21 protein-coding genes, 1 pseudogene and 1 riboswitch are annotated in these 20281 nt (G+C 45.0%); of the genes and pseudogenes, 12 read left to right on the top strand and 10 right to left on the bottom strand.

The window, feature by feature from the left end; translation table 11 throughout:
* Positions 1–25 precede the first annotated feature (25 nt).
* Positions 26–751, top strand: coding sequence for a sulfite exporter TauE/SafE family protein (locus tag AB4329_RS00350; protein WP_170963358.1), 726 nt, complete (start codon positions 26–28; stop codon positions 749–751).
* Between the two features lie 78 nt (positions 752–829).
* Positions 830–1192, top strand: coding sequence for an MmcQ/YjbR family DNA-binding protein (locus AB4329_RS00345; RefSeq protein WP_017061695.1), 363 nt, complete (start codon positions 830–832; stop codon positions 1190–1192).
* Between the two features lie 53 nt (positions 1193–1245).
* Here AB4329_RS00345 and AB4329_RS00340 read toward each other — a convergent pair whose 3' ends face one another.
* Entirely contained in the window at positions 1246–1992 is a 747-nt protein-coding gene (locus AB4329_RS00340) for a phosphatase PAP2 family protein (RefSeq protein ID WP_102429225.1), read from the bottom strand.
* A 373-nt stretch (positions 1993–2365) separates the two neighbouring features.
* Positions 2366–2516: riboswitch (FMN riboswitch) on the top strand.
* A gap of 185 nt (positions 2517–2701) precedes the next feature.
* On the opposite strand from AB4329_RS00340, the gene ribB reads away from it, so the two are divergent.
* Entirely contained in the window at positions 2702–3358 is a 657-nt protein-coding gene (gene ribB, locus AB4329_RS00335) for a 3,4-dihydroxy-2-butanone-4-phosphate synthase (protein ID WP_017054827.1), read from the top strand.
* A gap of 338 nt (positions 3359–3696) precedes the next feature.
* Positions 3697–4545 (top strand): hypothetical protein, encoded by an 849-nt coding sequence (locus tag AB4329_RS00330; RefSeq protein ID WP_017061692.1) that lies wholly within the window; start codon positions 3697–3699, stop codon positions 4543–4545.
* Between the two features lie 106 nt (positions 4546–4651).
* Here AB4329_RS00330 and AB4329_RS00325 read toward each other — a convergent pair whose 3' ends face one another.
* Complete coding sequence (locus AB4329_RS00325; protein ID WP_372137555.1) at positions 4652–5572, bottom strand: LysR substrate-binding domain-containing protein; 921 nt, start codon at positions 5570–5572, stop codon at positions 4652–4654.
* Between the two features lie 154 nt (positions 5573–5726).
* On the opposite strand from AB4329_RS00325, the gene AB4329_RS00320 reads away from it, so the two are divergent.
* Positions 5727–6365 (top strand): NAD(P)-dependent oxidoreductase, encoded by a 639-nt coding sequence (locus AB4329_RS00320; protein WP_372137554.1) that lies wholly within the window; start codon positions 5727–5729, stop codon positions 6363–6365.
* Between the two features lie 77 nt (positions 6366–6442).
* Here the strand turns inward: AB4329_RS00320 and AB4329_RS00315 are convergent, their stop codons facing one another.
* On the bottom strand, positions 6443–7096 hold the full coding sequence (locus AB4329_RS00315; RefSeq protein WP_372052066.1) for a cupin domain-containing protein: 654 nt from the start codon (positions 7094–7096) through the stop codon (positions 6443–6445).
* Positions 7097–7231: 135 nt separating this feature from the next.
* A complete protein-coding gene (locus AB4329_RS00310; protein ID WP_102285119.1) occupies positions 7232–7999 on the bottom strand; it encodes an SDR family NAD(P)-dependent oxidoreductase in 768 nt (255 codons plus the stop codon).
* 105 nt (positions 8000–8104) lie between these two features.
* Between AB4329_RS00310 and AB4329_RS00305 the strand changes: the two genes are divergently transcribed.
* Positions 8105–8443, top strand: coding sequence for a helix-turn-helix domain-containing protein (locus tag AB4329_RS00305; protein ID WP_017103534.1), 339 nt, complete (start codon positions 8105–8107; stop codon positions 8441–8443).
* Positions 8444–8490: 47 nt separating this feature from the next.
* Here AB4329_RS00305 and AB4329_RS00300 read toward each other — a convergent pair whose 3' ends face one another.
* Positions 8491–9396, bottom strand: coding sequence for a LysR family transcriptional regulator (locus AB4329_RS00300; RefSeq protein WP_137002203.1), 906 nt, complete (start codon positions 9394–9396; stop codon positions 8491–8493).
* 209 nt (positions 9397–9605) lie between these two features.
* Between AB4329_RS00300 and AB4329_RS00295 the strand changes: the two genes are divergently transcribed.
* Positions 9606–10325 (top strand): SDR family oxidoreductase, encoded by a 720-nt coding sequence (locus AB4329_RS00295; RefSeq protein WP_004733012.1) that lies wholly within the window; start codon positions 9606–9608, stop codon positions 10323–10325.
* Positions 10326–10444: 119 nt separating this feature from the next.
* On the opposite strand, the gene AB4329_RS00290 is transcribed toward AB4329_RS00295, so the two are convergent.
* A complete protein-coding gene (locus AB4329_RS00290) occupies positions 10445–12256 on the bottom strand; it encodes a choice-of-anchor I family protein (RefSeq protein WP_137002202.1) in 1812 nt (603 codons plus the stop codon).
* Positions 12257–12456: 200 nt separating this feature from the next.
* Positions 12457–13104: an outer membrane protein OmpW gene (gene ompW / locus AB4329_RS00285; protein WP_017064924.1), complete on the bottom strand. Its 648-nt coding sequence runs from the start codon at positions 13102–13104 to the stop codon at positions 12457–12459.
* A gap of 400 nt (positions 13105–13504) precedes the next feature.
* Between ompW and glgC the strand changes: the two genes are divergently transcribed.
* Entirely contained in the window at positions 13505–14725 is a 1221-nt protein-coding gene (gene glgC / locus AB4329_RS00280; RefSeq protein WP_017064925.1) for a glucose-1-phosphate adenylyltransferase, read from the top strand.
* A gap of 121 nt (positions 14726–14846) precedes the next feature.
* Here the strand turns inward: glgC and AB4329_RS00275 are convergent, their stop codons facing one another.
* Together AB4329_RS00275 and AB4329_RS00270 are read right to left on the bottom strand one after the other, a co-directional pair.
* A complete protein-coding gene (locus AB4329_RS00275; protein WP_372126902.1) occupies positions 14847–16277 on the bottom strand; it encodes a YfcC family protein in 1431 nt (476 codons plus the stop codon).
* Between the two features lie 411 nt (positions 16278–16688).
* Positions 16689–16916 (bottom strand): annotated as a pseudogene (locus AB4329_RS00270) (hypothetical protein); the annotation flags it as partial.
* A 57-nt stretch (positions 16917–16973) separates the two neighbouring features.
* On the opposite strand from AB4329_RS00270, the gene AB4329_RS00265 reads away from it, so the two are divergent.
* The 4 genes from AB4329_RS00265 to AB4329_RS00250 all read left to right on the top strand — a co-directional run bounded on the left by AB4329_RS00265 (position 16974) and on the right by AB4329_RS00250 (position 19188).
* Entirely contained in the window at positions 16974–17231 is a 258-nt protein-coding gene (locus AB4329_RS00265; protein WP_229648214.1) for a hypothetical protein, read from the top strand.
* Positions 17232–17568: 337 nt separating this feature from the next.
* Positions 17569–17925, top strand: coding sequence for a ribosome hibernation-promoting factor, HPF/YfiA family (gene hpf, locus AB4329_RS00260; protein ID WP_017061680.1), 357 nt, complete (start codon positions 17569–17571; stop codon positions 17923–17925).
* A gap of 240 nt (positions 17926–18165) precedes the next feature.
* Positions 18166–18321: a DUF3012 domain-containing protein gene (locus tag AB4329_RS00255; protein ID WP_017064927.1), complete on the top strand. Its 156-nt coding sequence runs from the start codon at positions 18166–18168 to the stop codon at positions 18319–18321.
* 78 nt (positions 18322–18399) lie between these two features.
* Complete coding sequence (locus tag AB4329_RS00250) at positions 18400–19188, top strand: HAD-IIB family hydrolase (RefSeq protein ID WP_102393449.1); 789 nt, start codon at positions 18400–18402, stop codon at positions 19186–19188.
* 94 nt (positions 19189–19282) lie between these two features.
* Here the strand turns inward: AB4329_RS00250 and dgcA are convergent, their stop codons facing one another.
* Complete coding sequence (gene dgcA, locus AB4329_RS00245) at positions 19283–20269, bottom strand: N-acetyl-D-Glu racemase DgcA (protein ID WP_017066889.1); 987 nt, start codon at positions 20267–20269, stop codon at positions 19283–19285.
* Positions 20270–20281: the final 12 nt, after the last annotated feature.

Genomic DNA, 20281 nt, shown 5'->3' with positions numbered 1-20281 from the left:
TCCTTTAAAACTAATCCGCAGGCTTATGGAATACATGGATCAGACTGTCCTTATCGCAATGGCACTTATTTTTGTCGGCTCATTTGTGCAAACCGCAATCGGCTTTGGTTTGGCCATTGTTGCAGCTCCACTGCTGTTTTTGGTCTCTCCTGATTATGTACCTGCACCTATCTGTTTAATCGGTCTGTTTATCTCGTTATTCAACGCTTTTAAACATCGAGCAAATATCTCTATTGGCGGATTAAAAATCGCATTGCTGGGCCGTATTCCTGGGTCACTGGCAGGTGGTGCTTTGTTGGTGATGGTTTCAACGAGCGTGTTATCACTATGGTTGGGCTTATTGGTAGTATTTGCCGTGATTGTTAGCCTATTGCCCTTTAGACTCGAACCAACCCCAACTAAGATGGGTATTGCGGGGTTCTTTTCTGGGTTCTTTGGCACCAGCTCGGGTATTGGTGGTCCGCCGATGGCACTACTATTACAACACCAAGATGCCAATCAGCTTCGTGGTAACCTTTCTGCGTTTTTCGTGTTTAGTTCGATCATTTCGTTGGTTGTACAGATCCCAATTGGCTTCTTCACGCTACACCACTTGATCATCACTATACCTTTGCTGCCTGCTGCTTGGTTGGGTTACAAAGTGGCGTTAATGACGACACAAAGCATCCCTAAAGAGAAGATACGCATTGGTTCATTACTGCTATGTTCTCTCAGTGGCTTTACGGCAATCTGGCAGGGTTTAGCTGGCTAGTTATTGGCGATAAAGACAAGAAGAAGAAAGACATCTTAGAAAACCAACACAAACACCCAATAGATAAAAGGACGCTCTATGACTTACGACGAATTCAACGCATTCTGCGAGTCACTGCCTGCAACCAGTTATGTGATGCAGTGGAATAACTCGCACGTTTGGAAAGTGGGTGGCAAGGTGTTTGCGATTGGTGGTTGGGGACCGAAAGATGAGCCTGCGTTTATCTTCAAGGCGTCCGATCAGAATTTCGACTTTCTCAAAGAAGAGCCGGGCTATAAACCCGCACCCTACTTTGCTTCACGCGGTATGAAATGGATTCAGCTGTTTGAAAGCACGCCACAAAGGGATGAGGAGCTGAGATACTATCTCATTGAGTCACACCGAATTGTGTCCTTAGGTCTAACCAAAAAGAAGCAAGCAGAGCTAGGGCTCAATCAGTAGCGTTTATTACGTACTGCTAATCTGAGCCCTTCTTTTGCAGTGAGGACGGATCCCTAAGAAGTCTGTTTCAAAAATGCAGGTAAATAGCGTTCTATTTTTTGCTCTGAGATAAGCGGCACCAATAAATAGATCAAACCCGCAAAGGCAATAGATCCGGCTAAGTCCTCTGGTCGATGCATGCCAAGCCAAACACGGCTATAGGCGACACCACCAGCCCAAACCAGTAAACCGCCGACTAGATAAAAGCGTTTCGCCTCTAGGAGAAGACCACCAAAGAACGCCAAACACACACCGACGAAAATCATATGTCCAGATGGGAAAGAGTAATCCGTTTCTCCATGCCAATGACGAGTTCGCCACTCGCTGACCTTATCTTGCACAGATTCAATCGCGGCATTTTTTTCTACCAAAGGCAGCTCGTAAAACAGCTCTGGCATTTCAACGACTTCCTGCGTTACCAAATACTCAGAATAAGGACGAGGGCTCTCAGTGGAATACTTTAAGAAGGTTTTCGCTGCAAAGCTAAGCACCAACAACAAGCCGAGCTGCAGACAAAGACTGACTAACTTAGCTTTGGAAAACTTCATCGTGAGCAGGACTAAAGACAAAACAGCGAGCGTGACCAAGAACCCTTGATTACCCGCCGAGTAAGTCACGAACGTCATAAAAGCACCGTAGAAAGGCAGAACCGCGCTTCCAAGGTCGAAGTCAGATCCAAAGATCAAAAAAGGCACTAGAGAATACAAGCTTAAAACGAGCAGTAATAAGCCTTTGGATTTGTTAGAGAACAGAGAAGTCATGGCTAAGATCTTTGAGATAAAGTGCTCGGATGCTATCGCAGCTTAGCATCGCCAATATCAATTTTATGTCAAAACGGTCAGTAAGCCGTCATGGTGTAACAATAATCGATTAAAGGGCCTCTTAAGTATTGAGCTGATGAACTGTCACGCCATCACCAATAATCCAGACCATCCACTTGTGTACATATAGACATCAAAACCCACTAAACATAGCCTGCGCACCGCTATACACCACACGCCAAGGTCTGCCGATAAAGTGAACACTTACCGGATTATAAGGCCAGAATCTGAAAAATTTTGCTGTCAGTCCTTTAAATCCACTATCGAAAGGATTACCATCTGGTCTGCTTTCAAAGCAAAACAAATTATTAATTTTTATTCTCAGGGCGGGGCGAAATTCCCCACCGGCGGTATGTCCTTAGCAAAATCTAAAGATAAGCCCGCGAGCGCTCGATTCGTCGAGGTCAGCAGATCTGGTGAGATGCCAGAGCCGACGGTTATAGTCCGGATGAGAGAGAATGGAAACACACTCGTTTAAGTTGGAAAGGCGCACCTATCTATTGGGTTGATGCCTCCAACTCAGACGGGTGCATTTCGTTTTGGATAAAACCATAATGAGCTAAAGCCTCTTGTAATGAGTAGGCTTTGTCGTGCTCGGTTGAGATCCCTCATACAGCCCTGATTCTGGTGATATTTTAGGAGTTTAACCATGAATCAGTCTTCACTACTTGCCGAATTTGGCGAACCAATCACTCGCGTTGAAAACGCACTGCAAGCTCTGCGCGAAGGTCGTGGCGTACTTCTACTTGACGATGAAGATCGTGAGAACGAAGGCGACATCATCTACTCAGTAGAACACCTAACCAATGCTCAAATGGCGCTTATGATCCGCGAATGCAGTGGAATTGTGTGCCTATGTCTAACCGACGAGCAAGCAAACCAACTTGAACTTCCACCTATGGTTGTTGATAACAACAGCGCAAACCAAACTGCGTTCACCGTCACTATCGAAGCAAAAGTTGGCGTAACAACAGGTGTTTCTGCCGCTGACCGTGTAACAACGATCAAGACAGCTGCAAACCCAACAGCTAAGCCTACTGACCTTGCTCGCCCTGGCCACGTATTCCCATTACGTGCTCGTAAAGGTGGCGTACTTGCTCGCCGCGGCCACACAGAAGGTACTGTGGATCTTATGCAAATGGCTGGTCTTCAATCGGCAGGCGTACTATGTGAAGTAACCAACCCAGACGGCACAATGGCAAAAGCGCCAGAGATCGTTGCTTTCGGCAAACTTCACAACATGCCAGTACTGACCATTGAAGATATGGTTATGTACCGCACTGAGTTCGACCTTAAGCTTGCGTAACGTTTAGTGCTAAACGCTTAGCTCTTAAGCTAACGAAACTCAGAAATGAACATTGAAAGGTCTCACTCTTACTGCTTTTTCTAGTTAAAAGTATATAAAGGGTGAGGCCTTCTTCATTTCCTACACTGAAATCTAAGTTCCATCTCATCGCCCACGACTAACCTCTCAAAAAATCCTGCAAAATATGAGAAACATTCACTAGAATGGTGAAGTCATGCACCATCATTGATCATCCATAATTACAGGGAAATCATAAGCAACTGAAATATAACACTTATTTATTTTGGCACGGTGTCTGCACTACCACTAAGTAGGTATACAAATATTAGGAGTTGAATATGTTTGTAGTTATTTCAGTGGGTTTATCCCTATTAGTACTTGCGGCCCTGTTTCATTTCTCAAGGAAGAGACAAACAGCGCTATCACACAGGTTTGAAACCTTAGTTCTGCTTAGAGAATTATTGTTGTTATCACGCAAACATCGCGCGGCAACGCACTATGCTCTAGCTTATAAGTTGTCTAGCGACTCGATTCGCAAAGTGAACGAGATTTACGACAACATACTTGAAGTATCTGAACTGCTTCAGTCCCATGTGTCGTTTGATAGCCGCCCTATGTATCGCATCTATCACCTCAAGCTCATCGCCATGCACAGCGACTGGCAAAACCGTAGCTTGGTGCGTAACCAATCGATTCATGGCAAAACGATACGTCACAGCATGTTCTTAATGGATGAAGTGATGATCATCTGGCTTATTCAGTCTGAGCGAGAAGACATGAGCCGTGAGTATCACATGAATTGGCAACAGATCTTAGACTGCATGGAGATCCTGACCAAGTTACGCATGTGCATACCTGATATGGAGAAGCCTGAGGAGTACGCGAGATTCAAATTCTACGCATCTCAAACACACCGCAAACTTAACCAATTATCGATTATCTGCCCTCTTAGTAGTGGGTCACCGGTTTGTACGCGAGCGATGCATGCACTCTCAGAGATCGCATCAAGTAACGAAGCGACCCAACCGGCAGATAGCATGTACGAATTAACCAGTGATATCTCTAGCGTCGTGTCGCAAGTTTACGACCAAGTATTATCCGACATTACGAGAAGCTTGTATCAGCCTTTACCAGACATCAACGAAAAGGTGATAAATACCCGATTATCCGTACACCATTACATGTAAAGACTTCGTGAGAGGAGAGCGTGCTGGAACTCTGAATTATTGAGTTCAAATCCGATATCACCATTGATATCGGATTTTTGTATTTATGGGCTTTTAATTTTTGTCGCTATGTATCATTGCCTATGAAGTTTCTAACATCATCAGACCTGATATCGCTAGCCCAAGCTTGTGCCGCAAAATCAATAAACTGACGAACAACCGGAAGCTGATAGCTGCGAGACAGATACACCGCCCAAAGCACGCTGCTTGGCGAAACAAACTCATCCAATATTCGTATCAATTTGCCATTCGCAATCAGTGGGTTGGCTAAGTCACAAGGTAAACGAACTACCCCTTTCCCGTGCTGTGCGGCGCGAGTTAGCACTCCAACATCATTAGCCTTGATAGTGCCAGACACCTCAACTGAATAGTGTTGATTGTCCTTAACAAAATCCCACTTAGAAACATTCAAGTGACGAAAACAATTGTGTTGTCGAAGCGCCTCGACCGTTTCAGGTTCACCATGTTTGTCTAAGTAGGCTTGCGAGGCACACACCACTGAATCAATAACCATTAGCTTTCGTGCAATCAAACTATCATCAGGTTGATCGGTATAACGAAGTGCAATATCGATCCTCTCATCCACCAGCTGAGTAAAGCGGTCTGAGGCAAACAGTTCGACCGTGATATTAGGGTGGCGCTCGGTGAACTGTTCGACCACATCCAACAACATGTGCTGAGTTAAACCAATCGGAGCTGCAATTCGAATGGTTCCGGAAAGACCATCGGTTTGATTGAGTGAAGTAACTTCTAGCTCAGCGGTCTCATGGAGGATCTTCTCACAGCGCTGCAGAGCGATTTCCCCTGCCGCGGTTAAGCTCACCTTTCGAGTCGTCCTATGTAATAGCCTCTGCTTCAGCCACCCTTCTATCTCTTGAACATGACGTGAAACCTGCAACCGACTCATGTCCAAATGCTCAGCTGCTTGGGTGAAGCTGGCACAATTCGCAACTTCAACAAAGCTACGCATCGCCGTCAATCTATCCATCACACTTTCTCTTATCCATTGAACCAAGTCTATTAGATAACTATATAGATACAATCTACATCATTTTACGATATTTATCGCAATCTAGTGAGCTATTAGACTGCAATGGCTGTCGAGAAACAGACTCAATAAATTAGATAATTGGAGAAACATTATGAAAATTGCAGTATTAGGCGCATCAGGTTGGATTGGTAGTCACATCGCTCAAGAAGCTCAAGCTCGCGGACATGAAGTTGTTGCTGTTGTAAGAGATGCAATCCGCGTAGAAACCCAAGGCATTGAAGTTCGTTCATTTGATTTACAAGACGAAGCCGCAAATCTAGCAAACGCACTATCCGGCGTTGATGCAGTAATTACTTCGATTGGCGGACGCGCTCTAGGTAATCACGACATCGTAAAAAGCACAGCAACTAAGCTGCTTGATACACTACCAAGCATTGGTATCGAACGTCTACTTTGGGTTGGCGGTGCAGGCTCATTAGAAGTAGCGCCAAACGTACCGCTAGTGACTGTTCCTGACTTCCCTGCGGATTACAAAAACGAAGCGCTAGCACAGGGCGAAGCTCTTGAAGTGTTCAAGCAATCTAATAGCGAAGTTAACTGGACGTTCGTTAGCCCTGCCGCAGAAATATTCCCGGGCGAGAAACTATCGACCTACCGCACTGGTGGCGATCAACTGCTCACCGACGAAGATGGTAACAGCAAAATTTCAGTCAGCGATTACGCTATTGCGATGATTGATGAACTCGAAGCTGGCAAATTCCCACGCCAACGTATTGGTGTTGCGTACTAGTCAGCTCATATATAAAAACTAAAAAAAGCCGCTTGTTCAAAACAATGCGGCTTTCTCATCTTTTACTGAGCATTCCTTTAATCCAATGGCAGATGCCCTGTTTTCACTAGGATAACCGTCTCTTCTTCCACATAAGGAAAATGCTCACTCATGTGTGGGCTGCGCATCCATGTGTGTTTTGGATACTCACCATGTTCGTCTTTAAAGGTGCCAGAAAGTACAAATATCTCTTCACCGCCAAAGTGGCGATGCGGCTGAAAACGTTCGCCAACCGGCCACTTCACTAACGCGACATGCTCGTGTTCGAACTCATGCAGTGGCATCACTTGTAAGCCGCCAATACCCTGAAGCCATTCTGTTTCCAAAGTATTAATACGAACTTGAGTTAAGTCTCTCGCGTCAAACTGGTTGAGCTTAACCAAGATCGTACAGCCATTTTTGCTGGATGGGGAATGCGCGCTGCCCGGCGGATTACGGATATAAGTGCCCGCTGGGAAATCTCCGGTTTCATCAGAGAACACACCCTCTAATACGAAGATCTCTTCACCTTGCGGATGTGGGTGCTCAGAAAACGAAGAGTCAGGATCGTACTTCACCACACTAGTCGTGTGGCCCGATTCTTTCTCTTCTCTTTCAAGTGGCTTACGCCATACCCCTTTTGCAGGGCTCGCGACCCAATCTAGTGGTTCGGTTTCTATAACCAGTCTCTTTGAAAAGTCCATGTTGAGCATAATGACGACCTTACTCTAAATATTGTTTTAATTATTATTGTTGTCTTTCTAGTTTCTATTCTACGCGAATACTCATCAAGGAGGCCATCTCGCTGCTATTTTGCCTACGCGACAGCCACCTAAAAAGAAGCCTAATTAATTACGACCAGCAATCACACCGCCATCAACATCCCAGATTGCACCCGTTACCCAATCTGCACTGTCTGACAGTAAGAAAGAAATGCTATTAGCGATGTCTTTCGGCAAACCAACTCGACCAATAGGATGGAACGCGTTGAAGCCTTCTAGCGCTTGATCCACTTCTTCCGGTTTGATGAAAGATTCGTAAATCGGCGTTTTAACCACAGCCGGAGACACCGCATTTACACGAATGTTATGTTCAGCCAGTTCCATTGCCATGTGTTGTGTTAATGCGTGCAGGCCAGCTTTAGCCATTGAATAAGCAGAAGATGGCGTCGCTTTGATTGCTTGCTTGCCCCACATAGAACCAACGTTAACCACACTGCCACCGCCATTCTTGATCATCAATTTACTTATCGCTTGAGTAATGAAGAAGGTTGCCTTATTAAGCTGCATGTATTGCTCGTAATCCGATTCTTGGTGCTCAATAAACGCTTTAGGGTTGAAGTAACCCGCCGCATTAACAAGGTAACCAATACCTTCATCTAACGACTCAAGGTGTTCGATAAGGCGAGACACACTCGCATCATCATAAAGGTTAGCTTGCCAACCAGAAGCATGGCCTAGTGATTGAAGTTCTGACACCGCTTTATCTAACTTAGTTGGGTTATTGCCGACAACCAACACATGGATGTTTTGAGCGACTAATTGCTTCGCTGTTTCAAAGCCCATACCGCTCGTGCCACCGATTACTACTGCAATACCATTTTTAGTGAAGTTCATTTTTTTATCTCCTAAGTCATGTGAACGTGGTAATCTTAGGCCTTGAACTAACACTATGAATAGTAAGTACAAATCGGTTAGGTAGGTACTTATTGGTACATCTTTATGAAAAATCAGGAAAACTTTTTTTCAAGAAAATCAGCACCAGAGCGCTCAGCTCGCATGGTAGAAACCATCTACGGCTGTAAATGGTCGCTAACGGTTTACCAATTACTGGCAAATGGCATTAATCGCCCTGGTGAAATGGTGCGCTCAGTCGAAGGGTTATCAACCAAGGTATTGAATGAATGCTTGAAGCGAAATGTGGAGTTTGGGATTTTGGATAAGCAGATGTTCAACGAACTTCCACCAAGAGTTGAATACCAAGTGACGCCGTTCGGCGAGAAGTTTTTGTTGATTCTAGAGCAGTTGGAAAACCTACAAAACGAAATCGACGAGATGTAAGCCCACGCTAATCCGCTCTATTCCAAATAATGGACAGCACGCACTATTTAGCTGACTGGCATTTGCTCAAAACGGCCTTTCACAAAATCAATGAAGGTTCGAATTCGGCTCGGTTGATAGCGGTCTCGATGATAGATCGCTGAAAAGTCCACTTTCGGCACTATCCACTCATTAAACACCTGCTCCAATTGCCCATCATTGATCTCTTGCAAGCAATAGATGGTTGGAACACGAATAATCCCATTTCCCGACTTAGCGCCCTGCACCAACACTCGCCCATTTTTACATTGCAGTCTGCCCGTCACATGAACATCGAGTGTTTTCTTGGTGTCATCAAGCGCTTGAAAACTCCATTTACGCACCGAGCCAGTTAAGCAGTCGTGATGAATCAACTCTTTAGGGTGGTTAGGCTTTCCTTTGCGAGCAAAATACTCTGGGCTCGCGAGTGTTCCCATCTCTATGTCCAATAGCTTCCTCGCAATAAAGCCCGCATCTTCAAGGCTCCCCATACGAAAAGCGATATCGAAAGCGTCTTCAATCAAGTCGACTCGGTTACTACTGAAATCAAGGCTGATGCTGATATCTGGGTAGAGCTGCATAAACTCATTCACTAAATCCGCGATGATCACTTCGCCTAAATAACCGCCAACACAGTTGACTTTGATGTCACCGCGTACCTCTTCGACATCATCAACCGCAGCAATCAGCGCTTGGTCTATATTATCTAAGGCTTGTTCACATCTCGTGTACAAATCTTGCCCTGCGTGAGTCAGCCTCAAGGTTCGAGTAGTGCGGATAAACAGCGTTACACCCATCTGCTTTTCTAGGCTACTTACTTGGCGTGATACGTGGGAACGCGACGCATCCAACTCCTCCGCCGCTTTGGTGAAATTACCTAAACGAGCGATCAGCACAAAAGAACGAATATCAGACAGGTTAATTTGATTAAGCATAGTCGCCAGCTTACTAATGGAGTTATGAGATAGACGCTTTATTGTTGCACCACAGCAACAGTGTTTCAAGTAAAGCGCTATATATCAACAATGCTATTTTCCTTAATATACCTCCATCGCAACGAAGCAAGACAACAAACACTTGATTCGAATGCACTTAAACAATACGTCGTAGCCAACCGACGCAATAAAAGTACAGAGGAAATAAAATGAAAAAACTAATCGTAATTACAGGTGCAAGCTCTGGTATTGGTGAAGCAATCGCTCGTCGTCTAAGCGATGAAGGTCACCCTCTGCTACTTTTAGCTCGTCGTGTTGATCGCCTTGAAGCGCTGAATCTACCAAACTCACTGTCAGTGAAAGTAGACGTAACAGACAAAGCGTCTTTTGATGCAGCAATCGCACAAGGTGAAGAGAAGTTTGGTCCTGTAGATGCGCTTATCAACAACGCTGGCGCAATGCTTCTTGGTCAAATCGATACTCAAGACGCACAAGAGTGGAAGACAATGTTCGATGTGAACGTGATTGGTCTTCTAAACGGCATGCAATCTGTACTTGCTCCAATGATGGAACGCAACACAGGTACTATCATCAACATCAGCTCAATCGCGGGTAAGAAAACATTCCCAAGCCACGCGGCTTACTGTGGTACTAAATTCGCGGTACATGCTATTTCTGAGAACGTTCGTGAAGAAGTGGCGGCTTCAAATGTTCGTGTTACGACTATCGCACCAGGTGCTGTAGAGACTGAACTTCTGTCTCACACAACATCTCAAGAGATCAAAGACGGTTACGATTCTTGGAAAGAAGACATGGGCGGCGTATTGGCAGCTGACGACATTGCTCGCGCTGTATCATTCGCTTACCAACAACCACAGAACGTATGTATCCGTGAGATTGCTCTAGCACCAACTAAGCAACAGCCATAGGCCTTTGCTATCGCGACTAAATCAGCGATGAAATAAGCTATGAACTAAAAAAACGCCACGACTTAACAAGTCGTGGCGTTTTTGTTTTGATTCAATTTAATTGTTAGCAATAAGCGAGATTAGAACTCAACGCGGTAAACTGACGTGCTACCACTCACTTCATTGCCAACCGCAATAAAGTGGTTACCAGAACGAGTGAAATACTTAATTGACTCTGGACCTAGGTCACCCGCTTTCGAGTTGTAAGTATCGTTGTCGCAATCACCGTCTTCATCAACCTTAGTGCACACTGATTGTGTGAAGTCTCGGTTGTTCAAGTAGCTGATGAAACTTGCGTTCTTAGGCTGTGTTACGTCGTAAACCATGATGCCACCTTGGCGCTCAAGGCCGATAAAGGCATAGTGCTTACCGTTGATCTCAGCCACTTCGATAGCTTCAGGTTCTACCCCTTTATCATCGCTGCGATCGTCACCACTTTGGTTGTTATCATTGGTGCTGTTGAAGTTTGCAGGATCTTGTTCAAGAACGATTCGAGCGAAATCATCACCGCTATCAAACACTAACTCGCCAGACTCATCCCAAATAGAGAAAGAGCGGCTACCGAATGCTTGAACCTTTTGGTCAGCAGCAAGTGTTCCTTGTGGCTTAATCACCTTTAGGCGAGCCAGTTGCTTGTTATCTTTCAACGCTCCAGCCAATGGGTGGTTAGCGTCAACATCTAGCTTCTTGCCACGTACTTCATCAACATAAGCGATACAAAAGTCTTTCTCTGTGGTGTAGTTTTCGGTGCCTTTATAGTCATCGCCATCCCACTCAAAGCCTTTATCGTCACACTCTTTTTGCGTTGTCTTGATGCCATACTCGCGGCCGTCACCTTCGTTCGCCGTCACGATGTAGGTATTGCCATCGACACTGTAGCTAGTGATGCTGTCTGGCATGTAAAGTCCTTCTAACATCGCGTAGTTTTGTAGGTTGCCGATATTTTTGTCTTTATTCGACGCATCCAATTGCGCGCTATCCCAAGGTTTGCCGCCTAAACCAAGAATCGCATCCACCTCTGCCGTTGCGACATCAATCGCTGCTAGTGCGTTGTTCTCTTGCAGGGCAACGTAGAGTTTGCCGTTGTCAGCAAACGTTAGGTATTCAGGCTCTAGGTCTTGAGCGACGGTCGCATCGGGAGCTGAAATTCGAACCTTATCGGTTAATTCCTGGTGACGAGGCTGACCTTGGTTAAATGCCTTGAAATTAATCTGAGTGACCTTCGCTTGCATCGGCCCATTCGCTAAATCCACCAGCGTTACTGAACCTTCAGGATCAATGCTGTAATCCGCATTCGGCTCACCTTCATTTGCTGACGCAATATAACGACCATCTTTAGAGAAGCTCACCATGTCTGGCAGAGCGCCAGCCGTATAAGTGGTGATCAGCTCTAATGTGTCTGAGCGATAAAGTGCAACGATGCCGTTTTGTTGTTTGTCGGCATTTTCAATCGCGACAGCAACTAACCCTTGATGAGTCGACACACTGTTCGCTGCACCAATATCAATACCAGAAGCTGCAGCCGCTGATTGAAGATCAATAGAGCCTTCAGAGCTTGGCGAGCTATCGGTATTCATCGATAGCACGTCAACTTTCTTTGCTTGAGCATTTACGACATACAATTTATCGGTACATGAATCGTAGCTGACGATTTCGGCTGCAGAAGTATCAAACGGAGCGTCAGCAATGGAACTGCCAACCAGAGTAAGCACGGTGACCTCAGCATCGCTTGCGATTGGCTGTTGGCTGGATTGGCACTGGAGGCTCAAAGCATCAAGTGAGGTTTGAGATAGCGTATTCGCCGTAGATGATGTTGACTGAGAACATCCAGCCAGAGCGGAACTCACTGCGATAGGTAGTAATAAAGTCAGCTTATTAAATTTACGATTCATATATCCTCCATAATTTGAATCGCGATCATAGAGGCCGCTTATGACAGTTATCTTTCCCTTTTGTTAACAATAGGTGACGACAATCGGTTTCTTTTACCCATAACAACAGAGGGTTAGAATGAGCATTTCATTAACAAGCACACAAAAAAAGGCGCACAAGCTGGCTGGTGCTTGAGCGCCTTAGTAAACTGAATCGTAGGTTAGAAGTTGTAACCACCACCGATCATGAATACCCATGGGTCGATATCAACGTCTGTTGAGTACTGAACACCACCCGCTTTGTATTTAGCTGTAGTGTCGATATCTGCGTACCAAACCGATGCGTTCAAGAACCAATCTTCATTGATCATGTAGTCCATACCGATGTTTGCAGCAAGACCCCAAGAGTCATCAAGAGACAAGTCGCTCAAACCAGCATCTTTGCCCGTACCATTAAGTTCTTCATCGAAAAATACGGTGTAGTTGATACCCGCGCCTACGTAAGGACGGAATTTGCTGTTTGCTTCACCGAAGTAGTACTGCACCATCAGCGTAGGTGGTAGGTGTTTTGTGTCAGCGATATCGCCTAGACCACCATGATTTGTAGAGATTGTATGAGAGAATGGCGTTGCTGCAAGAATTTCAAGACTGATGTTATCTGTAAACATATAGCCAAATGTCAAACCAAGTTGGGTGTTTGAATCCACACCAAATTTTGACCCCGATGTCTCCAGAACATCTCCACTGCTATCGTTAGGAGATACCATTGCTGCACCTGCACGGATGATGAAATCACCTTCTTTATGAGCAAGAACGTTGGTTGACATAAGAGCCGCAATAACCGCAATACCACATACTGTTTTTTTCATTATAATTTCCTTTTGGGGGCTTAATCTTTGTTGGTGAATGAGTAATCATTTCTTATTTTGCGTGCAAGGTATCATAGAATAACCCTACTTTATTGATGGAAATCAATTTGTGAAAAGTTGTGATTATTTATGTAAATTTATATCGACCCGATCACTTTATCTCTTCATTTTATTGACAGTTTTGTAATGCAACTTTTCCGTGCGTCATTTTGTTAATCCAATCCCTTCACTTTGCTCAGCTCTCTTTGGATCAAAATAGAGCAAGCCAATATCTCGCACGCATCATTTTGGTGCAGCTCTACAAGAATCAATCTTGCCGCGTATAATATTCAATGAGTTACATTTGGCTTAGTGCTTGCAAGTCTATGTTCATAATCATAAATACATTGAGGTTCTGATCATGCAAGACACTCTAACAATCGTTCTGGCCGGCGGTGTTGGCTCTCGGCTTTCCCCTCTCACTGATAACCGTGCAAAACCTGCGGTACCCTTTGGTGGCAAATATCGAATCATCGATTTCACTCTCGCGAACTGCTTACACTCTGGGCTACGCCAAATTTTAGTGCTGACTCAGTACAAGTCTCACTCTTTGCAAAAACATTTGAGAGATGGTTGGTCGGTGCTTAACCCCGAGCTCGGCGAATACATCACCAATGTTCCCCCACAAATGCGAACCGGTGATAGCTGGTACAGCGGTACTGCCGATGCAATTTATCAAAACTTGTATCTGCTTTCTCGCAGTGAAGCCAAGCATGTGGTGGTGTTATCCGGTGACCATATCTATCGCATGGATTACGCGCCAATGCTCAAGCAGCACAAAAAGAACGAGGCCGACCTAACCGTGGCGTGCATGGAGGTTTCGATTGACGAAGCCAAAGAGTTTGGTGTGATGGAGATAGATGAATCTCTAGAGATCAATAACTTTACCGAGAAGCCGCGTTACCCTGCCTGTGTACCTGGCAGGCCGACTCGAAGCATGGCTTCAATGGGCATTTACGTCTTTGATAAAGAAGTGCTAACACAAGCGCTACTGGCGGACGCCGAAGATCCGAACTCAAGCCACGATTTTGGTAAAGACATTATTCCTAAGTTGGTCGGCAACAACAGTGTTTACGCATACAAGTTTGGGGATGAAGAAGGCCGAGTGACCCAAGATGCGTACTGGAGAGATGTTGGTACTATCGACTCTTATTACCAATCGAATATGGACCTGTTAAAGCCAGCTTCGCCTATCGATTTATATCAACCTGATTGGGCGATTCGTACTTACGAACCGCAGCTGCCACCCGCACGAACCATTGCTTCAGTTGAAGGTAATCAAGGAATATTCATCAACTCGATGATAGCGAATGGCGTTGTAATTGAAGGCGGCTCGGCGCAAAACTCAATCTTCTTCCCGAAAGTGAAAGTCAGCAATGCCGCGATTGTGATTGATAGTATTCTGTTTGAAGATGTTGAGATTGGAAAAAATTGCCACATACAAAACTGCATCATCGACAAGAACGTTAAGGTGCCTGACGGAACCCAGATCGGTCTTGATGGCCTTGCCGATGCGAAACGCTTCCACATATCAAAACAAGGCGTGATTGTGGTGCCCTCTTCTTACCAATTTGAAGAGTAACCTTTAACGTTGGAATAGCTTTTCTTTAAACGAAAAAAGGCAGCGAATTCGCTGCCTTCTTATTTACTCACACAGCTTCAGTTAAGCCTTAACTGTCCATGTATTCGATTAAACAGAAACCTTAGAAAGGCCCTAGCTCAATCATTTGAGCAATCACAACTGAAATCAAAGCGCCTACCGACCAGAACAAGAACAGTGGTAAGAAGAAACGAACCCACTTGGTGTAAGGCACTTTTGCAATAGCCAATACCGCTAACAAGCCACCATTGGTTGGGTAAATATAGTTAGAAATACCATCACCCAATTGAGAAGCCAGTGCAGCCACTTGGCGAGTCACTTCACCAATATCTGCCAATGGAATAATGATTGGCATGGTAATCACCGCTTGGCCACTGCCCGACGGAATGAACAGGTTGATCGCAGCCTGCGAGAAGTAGATCCCTGCTGCTGCCACAAGTTTAGAGCTACCAGAAATGATTTGTGCAAGATAGAAGATAATAGAATCAACAATCTTCGCGTCTTCCATAATGGTTAGCACTGAACGAGCAAAGAAGATGATCAGTACCGCAACCAATACATCGCTAACACCTTTGGTCCAGTACTCACAAATCTTGTTCGGAGATAAGCCCGCCACCAAACCCGGAATAATCGCCATCGCCACGAATGCACCCGCAATCTCGGTGAAGCCGAAACCCATCGTCAACGTGCCGAAGATCATGTATGCGAACACGCCCAAGAACGCGATGCCCGCAAGCTTTTCACGTGTGGTGAGTGTTTTCGCTTCAACGTTAGATTCGTAGTGGTAACCCGTACCGTGCAACAAACCTTTGGTCGGGTCTTGCTTAACTTTGCGCGCGTAGTTAAGTACATACCAAGCACCTGTTAGCAACATGAACATGCCAACAATAAAGCGATACCACATGCCTGAATACATAGGCAGTTCAGCGATAGTGTGTGCGATACCCGTAAAGAATGGGTTAGCCAAAGCGGCTGCGAAACCGGCACAACTTGCCAGTAAAACAACGCCAAGTGCCGTAATCGCGTCATAGCCAAGCTTGATACAGATCGGGATCATCAAAGAGATAAAGATGACATCAAGTTCACGCATACCGGTGAAGGTGACGTTGAAGAAAATCGCCGTCATGATCACAGGCGCAATTACGTACAAGCCTTGCTTCTTTAGTTTAGTGGTGAGCGCAACAACGGATGCGTCTAACAAGCCCATGTGTTTGATAATGCCAAAAGCACCACCCACAAATACCACAACGCCCATCACGCCAGAAGCGGATTTGAAGCCTTTAAAAAATGATTCGAAAAAAGAGGCTAATGTTGTTGGGTTGCTCGTCAATTGTGTGTAGCTGTCTGGGTCGATAACCGTGCGGCCATTCATGACCACTCGCTCGAATTCACCAGCAGGGATGAAGTAAGTTGCGATTGCAGCAACGATCACCATGATAACCAAAGAAAGAAATGGATGGTTTACTTCTTTCTCTGTCGAAGCTGTATTACCAGCTGGAGATGTAGGTACGGATGTAGATACCGTAGACATCATATAGACTCCTTACTTGTCAGCAACCAAGCAATACTTGGCGCCAGGGGGATTTTGGAAAAACGAAACCCTTCACGCAGAACATAGTTCACGCTAACTAGGCTGTTTCTAAAAGGCCTTTGATAGATGGTGCTCTCAAATGTACATAGTGAAGTAGTGAGAACTACTCTCTTTGCGTCCGAGCAAAATGCAGATGTTCGGCCAAGCCAGGCCAAACTGAATGAGGTCATTACAAGCAGATAAACAGAAAAAGACTGTTTGGGTAATGCGTTTTTTATCAATTACAAAGACAAGCGGCGCATACTAGCATAACGAGTCATTAATTGTCAGAAAAGTGTGAGTTTCGTCATGCTTTGGTGAGCAAAAGAAAAGCGCCCACTAATAAGTAAGGCGCTTTTCTGCAATCGAATCGAGTTACTTAGGTGCTAATTCGTAGTTTTCTTGCATCTCATGAGGGGCAATCCCGTACTCATAATCCGCTAAGTAGCCATCCTTATAGACCTTCATTCCCTTCTCATCCCAGCTCACTTTGATCATCGCCGTGTTGCCATCTTCACTGCCTAACAGCTCCAGCATTTCTGCATCAATCTTAATGGCTTTGATGGTTTTAATACGCTTAAACGGCTTAAATTCAGTGGCCGAGAATACGATGGCCGAGCGATAACGCTTAAGCTTGAGTCCAATCGCAAAGATTCTCGATTGTTGCTCAAACTGCAACATATTGATCTAGGCTCAATTGATGAGTCTCGCATTTCAGAACTTGTGCGATTCAAAGTCGAAACGCCGGTTCGCTATGAAGGTGACATTAATTATTGGCGTCAGGGCGTCGAATTTCCTGTCGATCAACTGGCATCCAATAAAGAAGTCGATATTCGAGCACGCATTACCATACCCGAGTCTCAACTCACAGCAGGAGAGTTTCACTTCAATATGGAGTGGGCAGTTGAGTGTCTATAAATTAGTAACTTAAGCTGAGTTTTTAATCAAAGAAGAAAAAGTGAGTGAGCTGGAAAGAAAATCAATGGAGTGACAACTTCGGAATTATAAAACCGATAAAGAGAGATTCACTGGGAATTCGCTGTAGGTTAGCGCAAATTATCAAGGATGGAGTTTTTTTGAACATGTCTTTAAAACACGAAACATAATATGCGTTCAGTTCATCGGACTTTCAAGGGAGTAACAAGAGAATATTTGATAACACTGAAGTCAATCACACATGTGCTAATTCTCAGTTGGTTAATCTATGCGATGTTTGCTACGTTTAAATGACACAGTCATTGGAAAGGTATGATTTATGAAAATAAATGTTCAAACACATCATGTATCAATTAACGACGAGTCACGCAAAGACATCGAAGGTAAATTCGAGAAGATATCTAACCATTTCCCATCACTGATCAGTTGCGACATCATCATTACTAAAGAACACGGTCAACATCAGGTTGAAGTATTCACCAACTACGAAGGTGTACGAGTAACAGCAAAATCGACAGACGATGTTATGTACCCAGCTATCGCTGCAGCACTTAAGAAACTTGAAGCGGGCCTAAGTAACCGTAAGGGACAATTGAAAGCCGACCTACACGAGAAACCAACAAGCACGAAGCCAGAGATTGCTTCGGACATCATCCAAGAGATGAAATTGGTATAAATCGATAAGTAGTTAAAGCGAAATAACGAATAGAAACTTATTAAGAATTTCAAAGCCAGCATACATTGCTGGCTTTTTCGATCTTAAAGCCAAGCAAACCTTCGCTTCTTTACCGTCCCTCGAATTCAGCTCAACCCCACATCATTATTAACGCCCTTAAGTTCTTAGCAGCTATAACAATCACTTGTGGTATTTGATACAGTTATAAGCAGAAATTTAGACCACAACGGAATGTTTATTATGAAGAAAATCGCGTTGATACTTTTCCTTACTACTCAATTAATGGCTTGTACCGAGGTTGGCAGTGAAGCTTGGTGTGCGGATATGAAAGAAAAGCCTAAAGGTGACTGGACGGCTAATGAAGCGGGCGATTTTGCTAAACACTGTATTTTCTAATCACGTTAGCTTCTAATTCTACATTGGGCTGAATTAATACGCTCTGTGTAAAACAATCCATGGAATAAGTGAGTTTTAATGGAACACCAACTAGACAACAACTGGAAGCACATCGAATGGGTATTAACCGACGTGGATGACACGCTCACTTGGCAAGGTTCACTCCCTCCAGAAACCCTGATTGTGTTACAAAAGCTGAGAGACAATGGAATCAAAGTGGTCGCTGTAACGGGAGCCTGTGCTGGTTGGTGTGACCATATTGCGCAGCTCTGGCCTGTCGATGCCGTGCTTGGAGAAAACGGCGCCTTCTTACTAGAGAAGCAAGATGATGCATTACAACTCTCATCTGAAACACCGCTAGAACAAGTGCGTAAGAACCAAGCTAAGCTAAAACAAGAAGTTGAAGCGATCTTGTTGAGTTACCCCGACCTATCGCTAACTTTGGATCAATCTTACCGCTTGTGTGAGGTCGCGATTGATATCGGCCAAAACCGTAAGCCTGTTGATCCTGAAACTGTTCAAGCGGTACTCGAAAGAATACACGCTTTAGGCGCACACGCGACGGCAAGTTCGATTCATATCAACGCTTGGTACGGCGAACACTCAAAGAAAAACGCCGTGCACCGTTTCCTGGCTAATAAAGGCTTATCGCTTGAGCAAATCCACAATCAAGCCTGCTATGTCGGCGATTCAATGAATGATCAGCAGATGTTCGAATCACTTCCACTTACCGTTGGCGTGGCAAACATTCAACATTATTGGGATAAGCTAGAGCACCATCCAAGCAGGGTCATGTCGCAGCCTGGTGGCTATGGGTTTGCAGAATTTGTGGATGCGCTGCTGAGGCTTAAAAGTGAAGTAATTTAGATAATCGCTCAGACTTTGAAGCAAAAATCGCACAAGTTTTCACTCATACGATTTCATTCATGTCATGTCCATCGATTAAACGGGCTCAACGAACTTAGAGAATAATCATCCCATCTCGATAAGTCAGTGATGGTGCTACATCTTGACCAAGTAAGACTGGGCCATCGAGGTCGACGATTTCAGATTGAACGGCGATAGGCAGAGCTGCACGCATCGCCAGCGATGTACCGAGCATACAACCCGACATCAGCGTAAATCCTAGCCTTTGAGCTTCTTCAGCAAGTACCAATGCTTCGGTCAAACCACCTGTTTTATCGAGCTTGATGTTGACCATTTCATATTTGCCTAACAAAGATGAAAGTTGCGAAGTGGTATGACAGCTTTCATCAGCACACAGTGGTATCGGGTGCTTGATGTGCGCCAATGAGGCATCGTGCTGTTGGGGTAACGGCTGCTCGATCATCGCAATATCAAATTCTACCAGTTGATTGAACAACTCTTCGAGATTCAATCCTGTCCACGCTTCATTCGCATCCAATACAATTTGAACATCTGCCGCAGCTTCTCGTACCGCGCGAACACGCTCTACCACCTGCTCGCCGTCAAGCTTCACTTTCAGAAGTTTCGCACCATTCGCGACATAGTCTCGAGCCTGAGTCGCCATGGCTTCTGGCGTGCCAATCGAGACTGTCATTGCAGTCACGATTTGAGCAGGCAACTCAAACAAGCTATTCGGAAACGTCTGGTCGTTCTGCTGAGCTTCAAAATCCCAAAGCGCACAATCGACCGCATTGCGCGCTGCCCCTCCGGTCAATAAAGACTGAAGATGATCTCTTAGCTCTGCCGGATCAGTAACGCCTCGTTCAAACATAGCTTCAAGTGCGCTAGACGCTTGTTGGATTTGCGCTAACACAGACTCCGATGACTCGCCGTATCGTGGGTAAGGCGTGCATTCGCCCTGAGCTCGTTTGCCACCATGTTCAATGTAAACACGAACAACGTGACACTCAGTTCGACTGCCACGAGAGATGCGAAAAGGCGTTTGCATCGCGATAATAATGGGTTCAGCTGTAATCTTCATAATTTCACTCGG

Source organism: Vibrio sp. 10N.261.54.A5 (assembly GCF_041471145.1).
Classification (GTDB): Bacteria; Pseudomonadota; Gammaproteobacteria; order Enterobacterales; family Vibrionaceae; genus Vibrio; species Vibrio crassostreae_C.
The sequence above is the reverse complement of the archived record's forward strand: the minus strand, read 5'-3'. Positions and strand labels throughout refer to the sequence as shown.

What these genes read in the sequence shown, in the direction of transcription:
- AB4329_RS00300 (WP_137002203.1), bottom strand. Translation starts at nt 9,396, where the DNA reads ATGCTTAATCAAATTAACCTGTCTGATATTCGTTCTTTTGTGCTGATC.
- AB4329_RS00305 (WP_017103534.1), top strand. Translation starts at nt 8,105, where the DNA reads ATGAAAAATCAGGAAAACTTTTTTTCAAGAAAATCAGCACCAGAGCGC.
- AB4329_RS00275 (WP_372126902.1), bottom strand. Translation starts at nt 16,277, where the DNA reads ATGATGTCTACGGTATCTACATCCGTACCTACATCTCCAGCTGGTAAT.
- AB4329_RS00295 (WP_004733012.1), top strand. Translation starts at nt 9,606, where the DNA reads ATGAAAAAACTAATCGTAATTACAGGTGCAAGCTCTGGTATTGGTGAA.
- AB4329_RS00350 (WP_170963358.1), top strand. Translation starts at nt 26, where the DNA reads ATGGAATACATGGATCAGACTGTCCTTATCGCAATGGCACTTATTTTT.
- hpf (WP_017061680.1), top strand. Translation starts at nt 17,569, where the DNA reads ATGAAAATAAATGTTCAAACACATCATGTATCAATTAACGACGAGTCA.
- AB4329_RS00340 (WP_102429225.1), bottom strand. Translation starts at nt 1,992, where the DNA reads ATGACTTCTCTGTTCTCTAACAAATCCAAAGGCTTATTACTGCTCGTT.
- AB4329_RS00330 (WP_017061692.1), top strand. Translation starts at nt 3,697, where the DNA reads ATGTTTGTAGTTATTTCAGTGGGTTTATCCCTATTAGTACTTGCGGCC.
- AB4329_RS00255 (WP_017064927.1), top strand. Translation starts at nt 18,166, where the DNA reads ATGAAGAAAATCGCGTTGATACTTTTCCTTACTACTCAATTAATGGCT.
- ribB (WP_017054827.1), top strand. Translation starts at nt 2,702, where the DNA reads ATGAATCAGTCTTCACTACTTGCCGAATTTGGCGAACCAATCACTCGC.
- AB4329_RS00310 (WP_102285119.1), bottom strand. Translation starts at nt 7,999, where the DNA reads ATGAACTTCACTAAAAATGGTATTGCAGTAGTAATCGGTGGCACGAGC.
- glgC (WP_017064925.1), top strand. Translation starts at nt 13,505, where the DNA reads ATGCAAGACACTCTAACAATCGTTCTGGCCGGCGGTGTTGGCTCTCGG.
- AB4329_RS00315 (WP_372052066.1), bottom strand. Translation starts at nt 7,096, where the DNA reads ATGCTCAACATGGACTTTTCAAAGAGACTGGTTATAGAAACCGAACCA.
- ompW (WP_017064924.1), bottom strand. Translation starts at nt 13,104, where the DNA reads ATGAAAAAAACAGTATGTGGTATTGCGGTTATTGCGGCTCTTATGTCA.
- AB4329_RS00345 (WP_017061695.1), top strand. Translation starts at nt 830, where the DNA reads ATGACTTACGACGAATTCAACGCATTCTGCGAGTCACTGCCTGCAACC.
- AB4329_RS00325 (WP_372137555.1), bottom strand. Translation starts at nt 5,572, where the DNA reads ATGGATAGATTGACGGCGATGCGTAGCTTTGTTGAAGTTGCGAATTGT.
- AB4329_RS00320 (WP_372137554.1), top strand. Translation starts at nt 5,727, where the DNA reads ATGAAAATTGCAGTATTAGGCGCATCAGGTTGGATTGGTAGTCACATC.
- dgcA (WP_017066889.1), bottom strand. Translation starts at nt 20,269, where the DNA reads ATGAAGATTACAGCTGAACCCATTATTATCGCGATGCAAACGCCTTTT.
- AB4329_RS00250 (WP_102393449.1), top strand. Translation starts at nt 18,400, where the DNA reads ATGGAACACCAACTAGACAACAACTGGAAGCACATCGAATGGGTATTA.
- AB4329_RS00290 (WP_137002202.1), bottom strand. Translation starts at nt 12,256, where the DNA reads ATGAATCGTAAATTTAATAAGCTGACTTTATTACTACCTATCGCAGTG.